The 19655-nt window shown below is 36.0% G+C and carries 17 protein-coding genes and 1 pseudogene; 12 read left to right on the top strand and 6 right to left on the bottom strand.

From position 1 onward, the window contains the following. The first annotated feature begins 2 nt into the window (after nucleotides 1-2). Both IGJ27_RS08620 and tnpA read left to right on the top strand, forming a co-directional pair. The gene (locus IGJ27_RS08620) at nucleotides 3-2588 is read left to right on the top strand and encodes an SNF2-related protein (RefSeq protein WP_178305816.1); all 2586 of its coding nucleotides are present in this window, start codon (nucleotides 3-5) and stop codon (nucleotides 2586-2588) included. A 240-nt stretch (nucleotides 2589-2828) separates the two neighbouring features. Continuing rightward, nucleotides 2829-3305, top strand: a complete 477-nt coding sequence (tnpA, locus tag IGJ27_RS08615; protein WP_161645439.1) for an IS200/IS605 family transposase — start codon at nucleotides 2829-2831, stop codon at nucleotides 3303-3305. Nucleotides 3306-3511: 206 nt separating this feature from the next. Here the strand turns inward: tnpA and dcm are convergent, their stop codons facing one another. After that, entirely contained in the window at nucleotides 3512-4789 is a 1278-nt protein-coding gene (gene dcm, locus IGJ27_RS08610; protein WP_096708895.1) for a DNA (cytosine-5-)-methyltransferase, read from the bottom strand. Nucleotides 4790-4903: 114 nt separating this feature from the next. Here dcm and IGJ27_RS08605 point away from each other — a divergent pair, with 114 nt between their 5' ends. Both IGJ27_RS08605 and IGJ27_RS08600 read left to right on the top strand, forming a co-directional pair. Then, nucleotides 4904-5173, top strand: coding sequence for a DUF960 family protein (locus IGJ27_RS08605; protein ID WP_096708896.1), 270 nt, complete (start codon nucleotides 4904-4906; stop codon nucleotides 5171-5173). 30 nt (nucleotides 5174-5203) lie between these two features. Then, nucleotides 5204-6682, top strand: a complete 1479-nt coding sequence (locus IGJ27_RS08600; RefSeq protein ID WP_096708897.1) for a Sau3AI family type II restriction endonuclease — start codon at nucleotides 5204-5206, stop codon at nucleotides 6680-6682. 42 nt (nucleotides 6683-6724) lie between these two features. On the opposite strand, the gene IGJ27_RS08595 is transcribed toward IGJ27_RS08600, so the two are convergent. The 3 genes from IGJ27_RS08595 to IGJ27_RS08585 form a co-directional block, all read right to left on the bottom strand. Then, on the bottom strand, nucleotides 6725-7156 hold the full coding sequence (locus tag IGJ27_RS08595) for a very short patch repair endonuclease (protein ID WP_096708898.1): 432 nt from the start codon (nucleotides 7154-7156) through the stop codon (nucleotides 6725-6727). 237 nt (nucleotides 7157-7393) lie between these two features. Next, nucleotides 7394-7723 (bottom strand): hypothetical protein, encoded by a 330-nt coding sequence (locus tag IGJ27_RS08590; RefSeq protein WP_161645441.1) that lies wholly within the window; start codon nucleotides 7721-7723, stop codon nucleotides 7394-7396. 72 nt (nucleotides 7724-7795) lie between these two features. Beyond that, nucleotides 7796-8575, bottom strand: a complete 780-nt coding sequence (locus tag IGJ27_RS08585) for a hypothetical protein (RefSeq protein ID WP_096708900.1) — start codon at nucleotides 8573-8575, stop codon at nucleotides 7796-7798. Between the two features lie 271 nt (nucleotides 8576-8846). Here IGJ27_RS08585 and IGJ27_RS08580 point away from each other — a divergent pair, with 271 nt between their 5' ends. After that, a complete protein-coding gene (locus IGJ27_RS08580; RefSeq protein WP_178305817.1) occupies nucleotides 8847-9140 on the top strand; it encodes a hypothetical protein in 294 nt (97 codons plus the stop codon). Further along, entirely contained in the window at nucleotides 9121-9579 is a 459-nt protein-coding gene (locus IGJ27_RS08575; RefSeq protein ID WP_370566768.1) for a hypothetical protein, read from the top strand. Before IGJ27_RS08580 ends, IGJ27_RS08575 begins: the two co-directional genes overlap by 20 nt. 629 nt (nucleotides 9580-10208) lie before the next feature. On the opposite strand, the gene IGJ27_RS08570 is transcribed toward IGJ27_RS08575, so the two are convergent. Continuing rightward, the gene (locus IGJ27_RS08570; protein ID WP_161645443.1) at nucleotides 10209-10718 is read right to left on the bottom strand and encodes a hypothetical protein; all 510 of its coding nucleotides are present in this window, start codon (nucleotides 10716-10718) and stop codon (nucleotides 10209-10211) included. Between the two features lie 2 nt (nucleotides 10719-10720). Between IGJ27_RS08570 and IGJ27_RS08565 the strand changes: the two are divergent. The 3 genes and pseudogenes from IGJ27_RS08565 to IGJ27_RS08555 all read left to right on the top strand — a co-directional run. Then, nucleotides 10721-11593: pseudogene (locus tag IGJ27_RS08565) on the top strand (tyrosine-type recombinase/integrase); the annotation flags it as partial. Between the two features lie 1678 nt (nucleotides 11594-13271). Beyond that, a complete protein-coding gene (locus tag IGJ27_RS08560; RefSeq protein WP_178305819.1) occupies nucleotides 13272-14114 on the top strand; it encodes a transketolase in 843 nt (280 codons plus the stop codon). Next, entirely contained in the window at nucleotides 14115-15071 is a 957-nt protein-coding gene (locus tag IGJ27_RS08555) for a transketolase C-terminal domain-containing protein (protein WP_096708906.1), read from the top strand. A gap of 157 nt (nucleotides 15072-15228) precedes the next feature. Here IGJ27_RS08555 and IGJ27_RS08550 read toward each other — a convergent pair whose 3' ends face one another. After that, on the bottom strand, nucleotides 15229-15987 hold the full coding sequence (locus IGJ27_RS08550; protein ID WP_096708907.1) for a DeoR/GlpR family DNA-binding transcription regulator: 759 nt from the start codon (nucleotides 15985-15987) through the stop codon (nucleotides 15229-15231). 219 nt (nucleotides 15988-16206) lie between these two features. On the opposite strand from IGJ27_RS08550, the gene IGJ27_RS08545 reads away from it, so the two are divergent. Genes IGJ27_RS08545 through lacG form a run of 3 tightly spaced genes read left to right on the top strand, consistent with a single transcriptional unit; the run spans nucleotide 16207 to nucleotide 19636 of the window. Further along, complete coding sequence (locus tag IGJ27_RS08545; protein ID WP_034700819.1) at nucleotides 16207-16518, top strand: PTS lactose/cellobiose transporter subunit IIA; 312 nt, start codon at nucleotides 16207-16209, stop codon at nucleotides 16516-16518. A gap of 12 nt (nucleotides 16519-16530) precedes the next feature. Continuing rightward, entirely contained in the window at nucleotides 16531-18189 is a 1659-nt protein-coding gene (locus IGJ27_RS08540) for a PTS transporter subunit EIIC (RefSeq protein WP_034700817.1), read from the top strand. A gap of 13 nt (nucleotides 18190-18202) precedes the next feature. Further along, nucleotides 18203-19636, top strand: a complete 1434-nt coding sequence (lacG, locus tag IGJ27_RS08535) for a 6-phospho-beta-galactosidase (RefSeq protein ID WP_178305820.1) — start codon at nucleotides 18203-18205, stop codon at nucleotides 19634-19636. Nucleotides 19637-19655 lie beyond the last annotated feature (19 nt).

Genomic DNA, 19655 nt, shown 5'->3' with positions numbered 1-19655 from the left:
TTATGTTAAAGAAACTACATGACGCCATCAAGCCAAGTTACAACCCTAAAAATGATGATGTGGGTGAAGAATTCTATAACAGAATCTTAAAGGAATCCAATATCTATAAACGGGTCAGTGGCTATTTTTCAGCTAAAGCGTTAGCCATATATGCTCAAGGGTTGGATGAATTTGCTCAAAATAATGGTTATGTGCGATTCATTATTTCTCGTGATATATCAAAAGAAGATTTTGAGGCTATTCAAGAAGGATATAGAAAAAAAAGTGATAGTGAGATATTGAATGAAAAAGATAAAGTACAACTTGGTAACCTAGCTTTTTTGATTGCACAAGGTAAAGCCGATGTACGATTCGGATTAGTCAAAAACGGTTTATTTCACTCTAAATGGGGGCTATTCGAAGATGGTCAAGATACAATTTATTTCAATGGGTCGATGAATGAGACAGCAAATGGCTTAGAGAACAACTGTGAATCTTTTGATGTCGATTTTTCTTGGGATGTGAGCAATAATGTCAGAAAACGCATTGAGCAAAAGCAAAACGAATTCGAGTCACTTTGGAACAATAGATATGATGGAGTCGATGTGGTAGAGGCATCTAATCTAGTCTATGAATTGTTACAAGAATATGATGTTGGTAAGATCCGGAAACCCTTTATGATAGAAGAAAATTCGTTTGCTCTAGTTTTAAAAGAAGATAGACTCTGTTTTGTCGATAAAACAGAAGGAGAAATTATAGAAAAAAAATCATTTAAGACTAAATTCAGCTCTTATGTAGATAGTGATATGGGGTACCCTATCTTCAAAATGAGTCTAGATTATCGAGAAATTGAACGAATCATCCAACGTGCAAAGAAGCAAGCTGACAAATATGCTGTTTCTTTTCTTGTATCTCCAGAAGTTGAGAAAATGATTTTAGATCAAAGGTATACGATAGAAGAATATCGCAAGTCTGGTTTGACACTAAAAGATAAAGATTCACGCTGGGATAAGGAATCTGCCGCTTTCCAAAAAATCGTGGAGGAAGAAGTCGCTAGACCTTTGAAACCACTACAAATGGATTCAGCGATGTATATGCTCACACAAAAACGAGCAGCTAATTTTTCAGTTCCAGGCGCTGGAAAAACAGCGATGTTATTAGGTGTCTTTGCTTTTCTGAATGCTAAAAAAAATGATGTACCCATTAAAAGGTTATTGGTAGTTTGTCCGATAAATGCTTTTAAGTCATGGCGAGATGAATTCAAAGCTGTTTTTGGAGATAAAAAAGAATTGAACGTTTTGAATGTCCATGGTAAATCGGTCAGAGGAAACAAGAGTATTTTTGAGGCACAATGGAGTACCGCAAATCTTATATTGGTCAATTATGAATCTTTACCCAAATTTCAAGATTCCATAATAAAATGTCTCTCTTATGATCAAGCAACGATGCTAGTATATGATGAGGTCCATCGAATCAAAGGAATCGATGCGAAGCGAGCTTTAGCTGCTTTAGAAATATCCACTCATGTAGATTATCGTTATGTATTGACTGGGACACCTATCCCTAATAATTACTTAGATACGTATAACTTCTTGCACATCCTATTCAAAAATGAATACGAGGCTTTTTTTGGATTCAGCAAAAACATGTTGAAAGATCCTAATGAAGAAGAAATCGTTCAAATAAATGAAAAACTACGCCCTTATTTTTGGAGGACGAGCAAAGAAGACTTGGGTGTGCCACTTGCTGATCCAGATATCTTAATAGAAGTCAGTCCATCTCCAGAACAAATCAGACTTGCTGAAATCATCTATACCACAGTTGAAAACCAACTTGCTGCATGGATACGCATGATTCAATTGTCAACGAATCCTGAGTTGATAAACCAAACGATAGATTATAGTGATCTTGGGTTCAGCGAAGATGATGAAGTCAGCAATGATTCTTATGACCAAGTCAGTGAGGCTGTTAGAAATGATTTGGCCAAAAGTATACATGATGCTACAGTCGCTGAAGTCAATGATTGGGATTTATCAAAAGTCTCATCTCCAAAATTTGAAGAAGGCATCAGATTGGTCGAAGAAATCGTTCGAACTCATGGAAAAGTCGTAGTATGGGGATTATTCGTGAAAACGTTAGAGAAGATCGTTGATACTTTGAATAGTCGAGGAATCGTTACGAAACTCATATATGGCGGTACAGATCGTAACGAACGAGACCAGATAATAGATACATTTAGAGAAAAAACAGATGAGATCCAGGTACTTGTATCTAATCCCAATACTTTAGGGGAGTCTGTTTCTTTGCATGATATCGCCCATGATGCGGTCTATTTTGAATACAACTATAATCTTACCTTTATGTTGCAATCACGAGATAGGATACATCGACTAGGTCTAGAATCAAATCAACATACGAGATATTACTATTTGATGACTAAAACGGATAGAGATTTTTATAATTTCATCGACGTAAAAATATATTCACGACTGAAAGAAAAAGAAGACAGGATGAAGAACGCAATCGATGGCGACTTTCTCATACCTGAGTTTTCTGATGATGAGATAGAGGTCATGAAAGATATAATCGACAAAGAACGTAAATTTTGAATTTTTGATTATCGTTTTTATAGGTTTGGTTGTGACTGCTCAATTAAATAGTGCCTTAGACCAAAAAGACTGAACCCGAGTTGGATTCAGTCTTTTTGGCTACTTATGTGTTTTGAAAACCACCTGCTATGCAGGTGGTTCCGGAAAGCTTCCAGCGAGGTATAAAAAAAGCCTCCTAAACTGATAAGATGAAGTAGGTTTCCCGACCACCACATCAAAAAATTTAGGAGGTACCTTTTTATGAAAAAGGCTACAGAAAGTTTATCACACACTGTTTGGAAATGTAAGTATCATATAGTATTCGCTCCGAAATATCGCCGCCAAATCATTTATGGCAAATACAAAGCAAGTATTGGAGAGATTATACGTGAATTATGCGAAAGAAAGGGCGTTAAGATTTTAGAAGCAAATGCTTGTCCAGATCATATACATATGTTAGTCAGTATCCCACCAAAAATAAGTGTCTCTCAATTTTTAGGTTACTTAAAAGGAAAAAGTAGTTTAATGATTTTTGATAGACATGCAGAACTCAACTATCGTTATGGAAATAGAAAGTTTTGGTGTAGAGGATATTATGTGGACACAGTAGGACGAAACAAGAAAAAAATCGCAGAATATATTCGTAATCAATTACGAGAAGACCACGTAGCAAATCAGCTTACATTGTTTGAAGAAGTTGATCCGTTTACTGGAGAAAAAAATCGTAAGAAGCACTAAGAGCTTCTTTGAGAAGCAGCGAGTAAATGTGGTGCAAGAGGAGGGAACCGATTCGGTAAGTCTTTTAGACTTAGGCCGGTAAAAGAGGCTTTCAGCCGCAGAACAAACCACCCGTTCACACGAGTGGTTTTGATTTGAGTGTTCTTGAGCATACGAGGACCACAGTAGAAGAAATTATTTAATGAGGTCAGGCATTTGAATACTCTTTATAAGAGTTTTTGTAACTCATCACCGATGCGTTTCACTATCTCAGTGACTAATGCATTCCCCATAAAGAACATCCGCATCCGATCGGATACTTCTACTACTTCACCAGTTGAAAGCTTTTTGAATTTTGTCCAGTCATCAGGGAAATCTTGGAGACGTTCCGCTTCAATAGGAGTCAACAGACGGTAACGTCCATCGATTTTGAGTAGGTGAGTAGATCTATTTACAGATCCCTCTGATGTCAACATCGTACGCCCAGGCATATTTAAATCGTCATGAGGAGACATACCTCCCTCTGCAAAAATATAAGTATGGCCTTCTGCAGAAGTACGTTCGATTTTTTTAGGCCCACGAAGATATTCAAATTTTTCTATCTTATTTGCATCTGTCAGATAGTATTTTTCATCTACTTCAGAAGCTGGTTGGATAATCTGGCCTAAAGTGATGGGTGTTTCTTCTCTAGTTGGTTCGGTATCAATAGTAAAATATCTGCCATGACGCATTATGCCAGTATTGAATACCTTTCCGGTGAAATTATCAGATACTTCTACTATATCGTGCGAAAGTTCATAGGAAGCGTGTCGATTCTTGTAAGGTTCTTTCACAATGGGAAATTGACGAGCAAAAAGCCCATCTTCAAAAATGTATTCATCATAACGATGCTCGTTTTTTTCCGAAGATTCCGTCTCGAATCGAGAATCCATTTTTTGAGCAAAGTCGGTATCATTTCGATAAACGAAGAAGAAAACACGACGACGACGTTGACTCCGCCCGTATTCAGCAGCATTAATGACACGCCACTCTACAGAATATCCTAAATCATTAAAAGCAGCAAGCATTATCGCGAAGTCACGCCCACGTTGTTTTGAGGGGGATTTAAGTAAACGGTCAACGTTTTCTAAGATCAAATACTTAGGTTTGATATGATTAGTAGCTCGTATAATCTGCCAGAATAGAACACCTTTTTTGCCTTCGATACCCATCTCATGTTTCTTACTACGAGCTACTGAGTAGTCTTGACAAGGAAAACCTCCGACGATGATATCCGCATCCATACGCTCAAAAACTTCATTTGGAATCTCTTCGATATTTTCATTGATGTTCTCACTATCTTGAAAATGATAGTTATATACTTCAAAAGCATCTTGCGACTTACGTGAAGGTTCCCATTGATTGGACCATTTCGTTTTGAAAAGATCAGCATTGGAATGGTCGAGACCGACCCTGAACCCGCCGACACCGGCAAAAAGCTCTAATACTTTTAGTGTTTCACTCATATTAGGGAACATCCTTTCGATTTTAACTAAAAATCATTATACAACAAATCATCAAATTTGAAAAGATCTAATTTGAAAAATGTTATAATACTCTTAAGAAGGTGGGATAACTAAATGTACCTTATATCTAAACAGATAAAAACTAAATTATCTATGGAATTGATTGATACATTATGGCAATTCTATCAAGAAGGATATCCTGATTGCAAAGAAAAAGATGCTTATCAATTATTCATGATCCAACGATCCAATATTATTATGTGGCAAGAAGTGTCTGAATCAAAAAAAATCGTCAGATGCGATTCAATGACAGAAAATGATATGGAGGTATGGATCATATTCGATGATAAGAATTATACTATGATGTTTCCTGAAAATTATTGAGTAGATTAGATAGATGGAGGTTTTTGAACTATGACAGAATATTTGACCAAGGAGCAAGTACACAATAGAGCTAAAGAAGCAGTTGGAAAAACTGTACTAGAGCTCAATAATAGAATCCCTCTTTCTCAAAGCAAAAATAAAAATTCTGTGGGTGATGCATTTGAAGCATGGTTCGGAAAGATCAAAGATAGCGATAGCAAACCTGATATGGAAGAAGCCGGCGTAGAGTTGAAGGCCACACCCATCAAAAGGTTGAAAAATGGACAATACAGTGCAAAAGAAAGGCTGGTATTGAATATAATCAACTATGACAAGGTTTTGGATGAATCTTTTGATAACAGTCACTTCTTATATAAGAATGGTACGATGGAGATTGCATTTTATGAACATCTCAAGGAGATACCTAAAGATCAATGGACAATCAAAGAAACGATTTTATATGAAATGTATAGAAACCCTGTAGATTTTGAAATAATCCGCCAAGATTGGGAGATTATTCATGATTATATCGCTAAAGGAAAAGCACACGAATTAAGTGAAAGTCTCACGAATTATCTTGCCCCATGCACTAAAGGAACTAACGCTAAAAAATCATTCAGGAAACAACCGTGCTCTGATGTAAAAGCTAAGCAACGAGCGTATTCACTAAAATCAGGCTATATGACTTCTATCCTAAGAAAATATGTATTGGGCGATAAAAGAATCGATTCGATAATCAAGGATCCATTCCAGTTAAAGAGTAACGATTTAGAAGACCTGGTTTTGAAACATTTTACTCCTTATATAGGGCAAACAATCCAATCATTATGTGAAAGATTTGGATTAAATCCTAAAACGTACCAAGTAAATTATAAAATCGCTTCAGCTATATTAGGATTAGAAGAAGATGGTACTCGAGAAGAACCTTTTCCGAGAGTGGAGGAGTTCGAGAAGGCTTCTATCGTTGTTAAAACTGTTAATTTCGATAAACGAGGACACAATGCGCAAAGTATGTCTTTTCCAGCATTTAAATTTATTGATTTGAGTAAACAAACTTGGGAAAAAGAAGATGGCGAACCTAGCGGAGATTGGCATAATTTCTTATTGGATACGAGATTCCTCTTTTTCGTAGTGAAGGAAGAAGACGCAGGTCCAGTTTTTAAAGGAGTCAAATTTTTTAGCATGCCCGAAGAAGACATTGAAGGCCCCGTACGACAAATGTGGGAAGATACCATAAAAAAACTCAACGAAGGTGTCGAATTAGAGGCCGTACCAGATAAGTCTACTAGAGATGGCTGGAAAATCAAGAATAATTTCATTAAAAAGAATGATAGATTAGTCTGTCACGTTCGACCTCATGCATCTACTAGAGACTACAAAGTCAATGGTCCTCATGCTGATGAACTTCCAGTTCCTGCTAAATGGATAAATAGACCAAATAGCGAAGATTATTCAGATCAATGGATGACGACTCAATGTTTTTGGATAAATAATGATTATATTAAGGAACAAGTCAGAAACCTACTTTGATAAATAATTTATTAGATTAAAAGGGAGATGACTCTATCACAGTTATCTCTCTTTTTTTGTTTTTATCAAATCAAGAACTAAATCTACACAGAGTTCGGTTTCTTTTAAAACTTCTTTTTCCCAAAAGTGGATTGGAATCCATCCATTTTCCCTAAGCTTTTGGTCATTTTTCTTATCTCTTGCAATGTTTTCTTCGATTTTTTCAATCCAATATTCTCTGTTTCGTTTTAATCGTTGCTTTCTATTTTCCCAGTCTTGTCCATGCCAAAATTCACCGTCAACGAATACAGCAATTTTATATTTAGTTATTGCTATATCTGGTGAACCAGGTAGCCTTTTTAAATTTCGACGGTATCTGACTCTTCGATGCCATAACTTTTTCGCTAAGATAGTTTCGGCCTTACCGCCCTTCAAATGGACATTTGACATTCGTTTAGAAGTTTCGGGTGTCGTCTCTAATTTACGGTGTTTCATGACTTATTTTTCCTTTCGTCAGTAAGGTGCCATTCTCAGATTATTGGGATATTCACGCTTTCATTATACTAGGAATAATCAGAAATTCAAAACCTTAAAGATATAGAATCATTACGAGATAGCTCCTTATAATAAGAAGAGATTTTTGTGATAGACGACAAAGCTGCCACAGCACAAAAAACCAATAGACGGATAGCCTGGCTTCACCGCTACCGCTATTGGTCTTTTTTCGCATAATCAGTAATCTTCATTCGAATCTGCAGTCTGCTTTCCTAGTTTTAATCGTTTGTTTAAATGAAACATGTTAAAACTCACAACGATAATGCTCAATCCAATCATAGTATCTATGGCAATCGTCATAGAAAAAAGATTGATGAGGGTAAAACCTAATAGAATGTTTGGTGCCATCACCGTTAAAATCGTATTGATGCTACCGATTGAAGAAGCAAGGATCTCAGGTTGGACACTATTCATCAGCCAATCAGTTAGTTTTGCTGAACAGATGGTCGCCGTACAGGATAGAAGCAGGATCAATCCTAGAATAGCCCAAACATTGAAAAATTGCATGCTGATAAATAAGCTGATTGCAATGAGAGAGAAGGCAGAAACAAGGGTATCTAAAGAGATGTTTTTACTAAGTCATACATCAAAGAGTCCACCGGAGAAAACACCAGCCGCAAGGAAAGTACCAACTAATGTGATTGTGAAAGGATAAGAGTAGATTAGTTGCGTTGGATGTTGGACAAGAATGATTTCTAGCGTAGGTGCTAAACAAGCAAGGATTCCTTTGATCAAGGCAATTTGAAAAATCATCGTGAATAAATGGGGTTGTTGTTTGATTTGTGAAGTGGCTTCTTTGATTGTTTGGTGAAAGTTTAGTTCAAGCTGTTCTGGTACCTCATCTGGTTCGACATTGATTTGTGGATGATTTTTCATTGAAAGGAAAATCAATCCGGCTAAACCAAAACTTATCGCATTTAATAAAGTTAAACCGCTGCTTGCGCCCAATGCTTCGTCTAATTGTTCAGGATCAACAATTCGCTGCAGGATAAGAGAGACTAATCCGCTGCTATAATCACTAATCAAATCTGATATGAAATTGATCAAAAACAGAGACCAGCCTTCATTCCCTTGTGTGAAGAGAAAACCAACTAATCCGTATAAGAACATCCTTAGAAAAGCAGAAAGAATGATCTTAGGGAATTTATGTTTGGTAAGGCTTGCAAGATAACCGAAAACAACACCTAGTAGAACAGGAATCGTTTCTGAAATAGCAATCAATGAAATTGCAAGGGCATAATTGTTTACTTGACTAGCGTACGTAATCAAGGCGAGATAAAAGAGATTGTCCCTCATTATCGATAGCAGATTTGCACAACTCAGTTTTCTAAATAAGGGATTTTTTAGCATGATATTCATAACAGGACTTCCTTTCCATTTGGTTACAAGTTTACTCTAAGAAAGAAAGAACCGTTGGATAGAAAAAATGTCGTAAACGAAATTTTTTCATGCTATTCTTAACAGACGCCTGATTTAAATAAAACGGATCTATGTCTAAATGTGGTGTATAATGAAAGAATCAATTTTATAGGTAACGACAGAGAGGAGGACGTTCATGAAGATAGGCGAGACATTAAAAGAATATCGATTAGGCATGGGGCTGACATAAAAAGAAATGTGCGGCGATACTGTGACACCATCCTTTTATTCAAAAGTAGAAAAAAATGAGCATCGGATTTCTGCCGAAGACCTATTTACGATTTTAGAGAATCACTCGATTAACTTCGCTTCTTTCATAAGTCAGGCAATGGACCGATCAGAAGCAAATCGAATGGATTTGATCAATGAAAGTATCGTTCGTGCTGTTTACGACAACGATTTCTTAGCCTTGGATAAAATCAAATTTGATATCCAGTCAGACAAAACGGTGATAGCAGCGAATAAGGAGGTATCCTCAGCGTTGATTGAAGTGTCAAGACTATAGTCTCGTCTCGAGTGAAAGTAGAGATCTTTTAAAAGATAACATCTTTGCTATTCCTAACTGGACTGATTTTAAGTTGACATTATATGCGAATGTGACCGACTTTTATTCGATTGAAGTGAATAATACGATTATCAGTTCATTAGTTTCGAAAGGGTTGCATTCCTTTTCTTCGGAGCAGCATGTCGAAATCATGACGATTTTAACTAATTTCATCGGATCATGTATTGAAGAAAACCAAGATGAATTAGCTAAGTATTATTGGCGAATCATCAAAGCAGAACCAACGACTACAGAACACTTCATCCATAAGTATTTTGCAAAATATTATGAACTACTGTTGAATTATCGAGAAAACGCCAGTGAATCAATGGAACGAAAAATTTACGATTTAATAGAATTCTTGTCCTTTGTACACGCTTCTTTCTTCGAGAATATGTAGATAGAAGATTTTAATGCTAACAAAGTGCGTGTTTGACTAATTATGTAGAATACGCACTTTGTTCTTTGTTTACGAAGAATTTGTCTAAGATAAAAGCGTAATCAATAGGAACAAGGGGGGATAATAATCACTTTTGTCGAGTTGGAATTAAAAGTACAATAAAAGCTCAAAAAAGTGCAAAAGACTAAATTAAAAATTTTTAGTCGGAAAAATGTAGTTGAGTAGAAACGAAAGTAGCTAGTAAAATGAGTATGAAGAATGGTTGGTATGTCACAATTATTATTGAAGACTAAGCAAATCCATTTAAATAAAAAATCCGTATCTCCTAGATTAGTTTTCTAGGTGATATGGATTTTTTTGCATGTAATCAACTACAGCTTAAGAACGATATTCCTTAGGATTTCGTATTTGAAGATTTTAGGCAAATGCTTCATTACGTTCATTTTCTGTCTAAACAATTTGTAAGATAGGTTCATAAATAAGATAACGAAGGGGGAACTGGACATGAATCAAGCAATGGGGATTAGTATCAAGATTATTATCAAGATTGGTTAATGTTAAATGGTTACGTGCAAAAAAAGTATCTCAAGCTAAATTTACTTAGCTGAGATACTTTTTGCACCACTTTTTTAGTATCTGTAAATGCTATTTGTTTTCTCTAATACATCCCTAAAATTTTCAACCTTGCTATGAACTATATGATTATATAGACAAAGGATCCGTTCAAAATCTCTTGCTGTTGGATTTGTTTGGATAGAGACGATCGGTGGATCACAAATCTCTAAGGTCGATAGATTTGTAATGATCATATCATAATCTTGGCAAAAACCAGTAAAATCGGTGATCGTCTTCGAGTTTGGTATATCGATTATCAATCGGTTTTTCAAATGATATTGTAAGTCATCACGTAAGAATATGGTATGTTCATAGCTTGTATTCACAAACAAAGCAGCTTTCACTATAGGTACATTGTTTTCCAACTGTAAAGATAAACCGTCCCAAGCCGTAACCAACATAAATAATAATTGATCAAGAACTGTTTCATCATAATAGATTGGTAATTCATTATCTATTATGGCTGAATGCAGCTTTTTTTTTATTCTCTGGGTAAAAGCATCGTAGTAGTTGTTTAGATTCACAAAGTGATCTTACTTCTGACTTCTTAGAAGAATTGACGTTCATGCTGAAGGATTGTGGCGTTGATGGTCAATTGATTGGCTATGCTAAAAATACTTTGCAATCCTTTAGGCAAACACTCAATATAATTTTTAATTATTGTGTTCGAAGGAATATCCTGAATCGAAATCCATTGAAGGATATCAAGCTTCCAAAGTATCAAAAAAGTGTCGGTGATCTTAAGCAATCACTGAATTCTTTAGATCAAAAATATTTGACTAAAGATGAGCTGCATAAATTATTGAACTATGCTAGTGTCAATGAAGAGCTTCCGTTAGCGACTTTATTTTATGTACTATTCTATGCTAGTTGTCGAATTAGTGGAGCATTAGCGCGCCAACCTGAGGATATCGATTTTGAATGTAATGAGATCCTTTTTTATAAGCAAACTTCTGTGCGAGGAAAGCAAGTCAATTTTTCAATTGAAACGACAAAAACGGTCAGTTCTGCAAGACGTGTGGTTATGACTCCATTAGTCATGGATAAGTTGCAACAATTGATCAACGTCCTAGATGAGATGCGCTCAACCGTCAGTTTTAAAGTGGAAGAATACTATCTATTCATTTACTTAGAGCCGCGTAAAAGAGGTATTCCATTCAGACGTGAATTCGTGAATGATCATGTAAAACGTTGTATGCATCGTTGCAGAATCACTAAAGCATTTCATACCCATTTAGCGAGACATACGATGGCAAGTCTAGTTGCTCAACACTGTAGCTGGGATGTTTTAAAAGCTCGCTTAGGACACGCTGACAAATCGACTTCTGAGTTTTATCGTCACCTGACTTCCGAAGAAAAAATGACACCTTTAGATGCTTTTGATGATTTAGAGAATTAGTTTTGTCGTCAACTCTATCATAGATGTCTCTATATCAATATATCCAGAGCTTTTCACACTTATCAAAGAAATCCGTCGTTAATCTATCGTTACCAGATAGTAGGAGAACCCTTGATTTTCAAGGGTTCTTTTTTGTGTGTTTTGAAAGCTTTCTGCTATGCAGGTGGTTTTCGAAACACACAAAAAAATCGATAGCTGGAATACTGGCAAGCTGCCGATATGATTTCAATACTATAAAAGAATTTTTGAATGAAGAGACTAGTTTTAGATTTATCCCAATAATAGCTGATAAAAGTATCTTAAGGTTATGAAAGTAATAGTACAAATGAAACATTGCTCTTTTATACCTGATTTAATCAAAAGATTAATGCACAACGATAGAGCAAGTAAGGCACAATTTATCAAACTTAATTTAAAATAGAACATTCCTAAAAACACGTAATTAATAATGAGATTAATGATGACATAAAAAAGAAAAGCTTTTAGTAATTGCTTAATGAGTAAAAATAGATAGTGCGACTGATCCAATCGTATGGCAATAAAATTTTTCATTAACGACAGTTCATAGAAAAAATAAAAAATAAAATACATTTGTGAAAACGAGATTAGAATAGTAAATAAAAAACCGATTGGCAAATTTAAGTACATAGTATACTGGGTGAATCCAGGGAATAGACCGATAGCAATTATTAGATAAAAAATGATATCAATAAACAGTTGGTTAGAATAGAAATATAAAAAATGTAGAGGCGACGTAGTGTGTAGTGAAGAAAAGCTCAGATTGACTGGTAGAAGTGTCTTGAGATCTACGATAGCTTACTAATGAGAGGCTGTTCAGTAGCAATCGGTGCATCCTGTTTCCGACGTAAATGAAAACGACGGAACGTCAATTTTTCCTTTAGATGCCCAAACATTACCCATTCTATTTTTTCACGAATTGCTAAAGCAAGGCTTGAATAATGAAGAGTGGAGAGTTTCATTTAGCTATATGAACAACTGCAGATTATTTTGTAAAGAGAAGATTCAACGAGTAAACTAACGAGCTAGTACATCATAGTACAACCAGTAATCAAAAGTCTAGAATAAAAATATTAGGCATCCGTGAGTCAGAAGTTTTTTTGATCTAACGGATCGGGAGGGAAATTCCGAAAGCTTTTTATATGGTGAGTCATTTTTTTTTTAACAAAACAGCTTACGCTAGTTTTAGTGAGGTAATTTAGTGATGGAATAAGATAATTATTTTTTTGATGTTATTTTAAATAACGTTTTTAATAGAATGGTGTATCTTGCTTGTTTTGTGAATTTTTATTCTTTTTATTGCTATTGCAGTTTTTTTGTTGTAGTATTTTTTTGTAATAACAGCCTATTTGTTTTTATTATAACTAATTTATCTTATTATAAACATTTATTATTTTTATTTTATAAATGAATTTACTGAATATATTATGAGGTGAGCGTTCATGTTATATATGAAAGGGCAGGGAAGGAAAAGGGGTCATAGGATGACATAAAACGGCTTTATACTCAGTTCAAGAGGGAGGGAGTGTCCAATAAGATTGTAGATTAAATAGTAACATATTGTTTTATTCGGGTAATAAAAGAGGAATTATACATATCATGTAAAAAATCTGTATGGCATCATGAACTATTCTCTCATTCATTTATAGGAGGAATCATTATGGCTATTGATCATAAACAAGTGACTCGACTGGGAAAATTAGCATTAAACATTCAATTAGATATGTTGATAAGTATCAAACAAAGAGGAGAAGAATCAATGGCTTGTTCTTTTTCTATGATCAAATTGTTCGCTGTTTTATACGGTAAACAGATGAAGATTGATCCAAAAAACCCAGAATGGGAAAACCGTGATCAATTAGTTTTAGCTAAAAGTCATGCGGTATTGGAATTATATTGTACTTTATCTAATGTAGGCTACTTTGACAAGGAATGGTTATGGTCGATTAGCCATCAAGGAGATAGACTGCCTAAAAAATTAGATCGCTCAAAGACCCCTGGAATTGATGTGACAATCGGGGCTTTAAATAACGGCGTAGCAATAGCTGCCGGACTTGCGATGGGGTTAAAAATAGCAAATAAAGAAAATGACATCTATTTAGTGATAGATGAAGATGAATTAAAGGATGAACATTTTTGGCAAGTGATTCAGTATATTGCCCGGTTTAATTTGCATCATTGTTTAGTAATTGTTGATAGAGGGAATAAAAGAGATCGGGAGAGCCAGCTGTATGAGGATCTTTGCAGCTTGAAACAAAGAGTAGAAGTAGCTGGCTTTTATACGTTGGTCATTGATGGAATGAATATCAAAGCGATCAATGAAGCAATCGAGAAATGTAAAACCAGAACTTCACAAGTTAGCTGTATCGTTCTAGACAGTCAACAAGAGCAAGTCAATACGTTATCAAGTGAATTTTATAGTAAAAAAACGTCTGAAATGTTCCATCAAAAAGTAGAAAAAACCATTTTAAAATTACAAGAAAAAATTGAGAGGATGAGCTAGATGGTTCAGTTAAGTAACTCGTTATCTGTAAGAAAAGAACTTCACACCTGTATAGTTGATACACTCAATGAGTTAATGAAAAAAAATCATCACATCATCGCTTTAGAAAATACGTTGGATTCATTATGTCGTTGGAGTGTTTTGAAAAAAGACAATCCAAAGCAATATTTTAATCTAACAGTAGATGAAGAAGACATTATGGGGATTGCGGCTGGTTTTAGTTTAGCTGGCTATAAGCCGTTCATCCATCTTTTTGATTCTCATGCTATGCGAAAAATTTTTGATCAACTATTTATTTCTGAAGGATACAGGGGAGATACGATCAATATTTTTGGTGGATATTTAACATCGAGAAGTGAATCTGACAAAATCAGTCAAGCAGGAGAAGATTTGGCACTAATGGCCATGATTCCTCATTCGATTATCTGTGAGGCAACAGACGAGGTACAAATGACGTGGCTCATTAAAGAATTTAGCCGAATGGACGGTATTCATTATGTGCGTGGCGAAAATAAAAAGTTACCCAATATCTATAAAAAAGAGACAGCTTTTCAGTTAGGTAGAGGAAACATTATTTTGCAGGGAACAGATATTTTGATCATTGTTGCGGGGAGACCTGTCTATGAAGCACTTAACGTTGCTAAATATTTAAAAGCTCGTCAAATTAGTTGTGAAGTCATTGATATGTTTACGATCAAGCCAATTGATAAACAGCTGATTCTTAAAGAAATAAAAGGAAAAAAGCAAGTAATTACCATAGAAAATTATGCAGTGATTGGCGGCTTGAGCAGTGCTGTTGCCAGCTCTCTCTCAGAAAGTAACACAGCTATTCCATTAAAAAAAATAGAGCTCCTGAAGCTGAAACAACAAGCAGGCGTTCCAATTAAAACTGATCCTATTGATTTAATGATCCAGTTAATTGTCAAAACGATTTTAACAAATTATTTGGAAGAATAAGTTAACGAATTAGTCAAAATACATAACGGTCATTGATCGATTAAGTTAAGCGAATGAAAAGAAAGAGTCCGAATTGTCCCTATGATCGGGGTATTTTGGCTCTTTCTTTATTGATCTGTGGTTTCTTTTCGCTAGCAACTGCTTGACAGTTTAGACTTTAATTCATCAACAATTGAACATGTTTGCCAAAAGTTTCTTTTTGACTATCGGATATAGCAGAATCGGTAATCAAATAGTCGACTTCTTGGAGTGGATAAAAGCCATAGAAATCTTTTTTATCAAGTTTATGATGATCTGCTACGATATATCGCGTTTCAGCACTGTTCAATGCGTAACGTTGAGTCAATCCTTCATCTTCATTTGAAGTGAAAACGGATGTTTTATCTAATCCATTTACCCCGATGAAACTTTTTTTTACATGGATATTTGCAATAAAATCATTGGCGATCGTCCCAACGAAAGCGCCGGTCTTATTTCGATAGGAGCCGCCGATCAGGATGATCTCAAATCGAGGATCACTTTTGAATTTGTTAAACACATGGATCGAATTGGTAATGATTTTAGCGTGGTTAATCGTCAAGAAATCATAAGCTAATTCAATCGTTGTTCCAGGTCCTAAAAAGACAGTATCGCCTTCGTGGATATGATTCGCAATGATTGTGGCAATTTCTATTTTTTCTGACAAATGAAGATCCTTTTTTTCCCGATGACTTAGTTCGATCACGGAAGTTTTAGGATTTAATAGTTTGGCACCGCCATGAATGCGAATGATTAACCCCTTATCCTCCAATTCCTGCAAATCTCTACGAACAGTCATATCAGCTACTTTCAATTCTTGAACAATATCGGCCACTTTCACGATGCCGTTCTTCTCTAGTTGTGCTAATAAGTATTTTTGTCGTTCTTCTTTTAACATGATATAAACTCCCTGATATTTCGTGGTTCTTATTTTTTTGTTTGAAATAAACATAAAACATTCAGAGGAGGTTGTCAAATATTAAAGGTTTGTATAAGAAAATAGATTGACATGTTAAAAACATTCGGTTACTATTTGTTTGTAAAGGACAAAAACGAACACAAACAAACATAAACTGGAACAAATATAATGTTCTTGTAAGAGAATGGAGGAAGAAAAATGGATAAAGAAACAGTAGCAATGATTGGATTTGAAGTGGTAGCTTTTGCTGGTGAAGCAAGATCGAAATTGATCGAAGCGTTAGCTAAAGCAGAGAAGGGGGAATTTGAAGAAGCCAATGGATTAGTTGAAGAAGCAAATCAGAGTTTGGTTGAAGCACACAATTCTCAAACTAAAATGTTAGCTGCTGAAGCGAGTGGTGAAACAATTGAAGTAGGGTTTATTATGGTTCACGCCCAAGATCATCTAATGACCACGTTGCTATTGAAAGATGTCATTCAACATCTCTTTAATATTTATAAAAAATCATAGAGGAGCCTGGGTATGAATGCAATGATCAAACGTATCGAAAAAATGAAACCGTTTTTTGAGAAAATTTCTAATAATTCTTATTTAAGAGCAATTAGGGATGGTTTTATCAGTCTTATCCCTGTCATTCTTTTTTCAAGCTTTTTTTTATTGGTAGCATATGTTCCCAACGCATTCAATTTTCATTGGGGAGAAGAAATAGAGTCCATTCTAATGAAAGCGTATAACGGGTCCATGGGGATATTAGGGATCTTAATGGCTGCTACAGTGACCAAGAGTTTGACAGAAAACTTTAATACTAAATTGCCAAAAACGAATCAAATCAATAGTACTTCAACCATGATCGCTGCTTTTATTGGTTTCTTGATTGTTGGGGTTGATTCGTTAGAAGGTGGATTTGCTTCTGATTACATGGGGACCAAAGGATTGATGACAGCGTTCATTGTTGGTTTTATTGTTCCCAATATCTATCGATTCTGTGTTAGCAAGAATTTGACAGTGAAAATGCCAGAGGAAGTTCCTGGTAATATCTCACAGACATTTAAGGATTTGATCCCGATTACACTGTCGACCGTCTTTTTTTGGGGATTTGATTTGGGTTTTCGTAACCTTGTCGGTAGTGGGTTTTCAGAAAAATTGATTGAGCTGTTCCAACCAATTTTCTCAGCGGCCGATGGCTATTTTGGGTTAGCACTCATTTTTGGGGCAATGGCGTTTTTCTGGTTTGTCGGTATCCACGGTCCCTCTATTGTTGAGCCAGCTGTTGCTGCCATCTACATAACAAATGTAGAGATGAATTTTCAACTGTATCAAAGTGGTGAACATGCACCGAAAATTTTATCTCAAGGCTTACAATACTTTGTTGCCACACTAGGTGGGACGGGTGCGACATTGGTCATTACGTTGATGTTTGCTTTTCTAGCAAAGTCAAAGCAGTTAAAAACAATGGGACGTGCCTCAGCGATTCCCGTTTTGTTTGGTGTGAATGAACCCATGCTGTTTGGTGCACCAATCGTATTGAATCCTATCTTTTTTATTCCTTTTATTCTTGCACCGATCCTCAATGTCTGGATCTTTAAATTTTTTGTTGAGGTGTTAGATATGAATGGATTCATCTACAATCTGCCATGGACAACTCCTGGACCAGTAGGGTTGATCTTAGGGACAGGCTTTGCTGGACTATCGATCGTTTTGATGATTGTTTTATTAACCGTTGATTTTGCGATTTACTATCCATTTTTCAAAGCCTATGACAATGAATTATTAGTGAAAGAAAAAGAAATAGGGCACGGGGATCAGTTGGAAAGTACAACTGTCAAACCAGCAGTCGTTTCACCGGCATTTGCTAAACAAAAGAATGATCAGACTAATGTTCTTGTACTTTGTGCCAATGGAGCAACTAGTTCGATGTTAGCCAATGCAATTAAAAAGGGTGCGAAGGAATTGAGTATCGGTGTGGATGCGACGGCAATGGCTTATGGGCAACATAAAGATCAGATTGGCGAGTTTGACTTGATTATCTTAGCTCCGCAAATGGCTTCGATGCTTGAGGAACTGAGAGAAAGTGCGAAGGACCATAAAACACAAACTGTTTCTACTACGGGAATCGAGTACGTCAAACTTGCAAAAGCACCTACTGATGCGGTCAACTTTGTTTTTGAAAATCTAACATGATGTGGAGGATGCGATGAATAAATTTCCAGAACATTTTATTTTTGGAGCGGCAACGGCCGCTTATCAAGCTGAGGGTGCCCTTTCAGTAGGAAACCGTGGGAAAAATTATTGGGATGATTACCTTAAAAAGACAGGGACATTTGACCCTAGTCAAGCAAGTGATTTCTATAATCGTTATGCAGAAGACTTACAAGCATGTCATCAGTTTGGCATCAATGGCATTCGGATTTCGATTGCCTGGTCTAGGATCTTTCCTAGTGGGAGAGAGAAGGTCGATCCGATCGGTGTCCAATTTTATCATCGTTTGATCGATTCTTGTATCAAAAATGGAGTCACGCCGTTTGTGACTTTGCACCATTTTGATACACCAGAGAAGCAATTTAAAGATGGTGATTGGTTGTCTGCAAATATGGTGGATGAATATGTTGACTTTGCGCAATTTTGTTTCGAAGAATACGGGGACAAAGTGAAACATTGGATCACGATCAATGAACCTTGGTCAGTGGTTGCCGGTCAATACATCATCGGTCATTTTCCGCCGAACAATCAATATGAGCTGGGTAAAGCGATCCAATCGATGCACAACATGATGGTTGCCCACGCTCGCGTAGTCAAAAAATACAAGGAAGCTAATTACCAAGGTGAGATCGGGATCGTTCATATTTTAGAATCAAAGTACGGTATAACTGATCAGAGAGAAGATAGCCTGTCAGCGAAGAAAGAACATATCTTGGCGAATCAATTTCTATTGGATGCGACGTTTAAAGGGGAATACTCAGCAGAAACGATGCGTGTGATCAATGAGATCTTATCTGCAAATGGGGCGCAGCTTGAACTCAAAATAGAAGATTTTGATCATCTAAAAGAAGCAGCAAAAATGATTGATTTTTTAGGAGTTAATTATTATGCGAGTCATTTTTTAAAAGGCTATACAGGAACATCAAAAATCCAACATAACGGAACTGGTGAAAAAGGAAGTAGTATCTTTGCCTTGCAAGGTGTAGGAGAAAGGGTAACAAATCCTGTAATCCCAACGACTGACTGGGATTGGCCGATCTATCCACAAGGGTTGGAAGATATGCTTCTCTTGATCAAACAGAATTATCCGAACTATGGAAAAATCTATGTAACAGAAAATGGTTTAGGGAGTAAGGATCATTTTGAAGCGGGACAAATCAATGATGAGGAGCGGATCGATTATGTTCGTCTTCATCTAGCCGCTATTTTACGGGCGATCGACCAAGGTGTGAGAATTGAGGGATACTTTATTTGGTCGTTGATGGATATGTTTTCTTGGACGAATGGTTACAATAAACGTTATGGATTATTTTACGTAGATTTTGATACGCAGCAACGATTTCCTAAAAAGAGTGCTTATTGGTACCAAAAAATCAGCAAAGAAAAAGTATTGGATCAACCGATTAAAAATGAAACTAGCGAGAAATGAGAAAACTAAACAGGAGGAA

Origin of the sequence: Enterococcus sp. DIV1726a (assembly GCF_051710985.1) — a bacterium.
Classification (GTDB): Bacteria; Bacillota; Bacilli; order Lactobacillales; family Enterococcaceae; genus Enterococcus_B; species Enterococcus_B hirae.
This window is presented reverse-complemented; position numbering and strand designations above follow the sequence as displayed.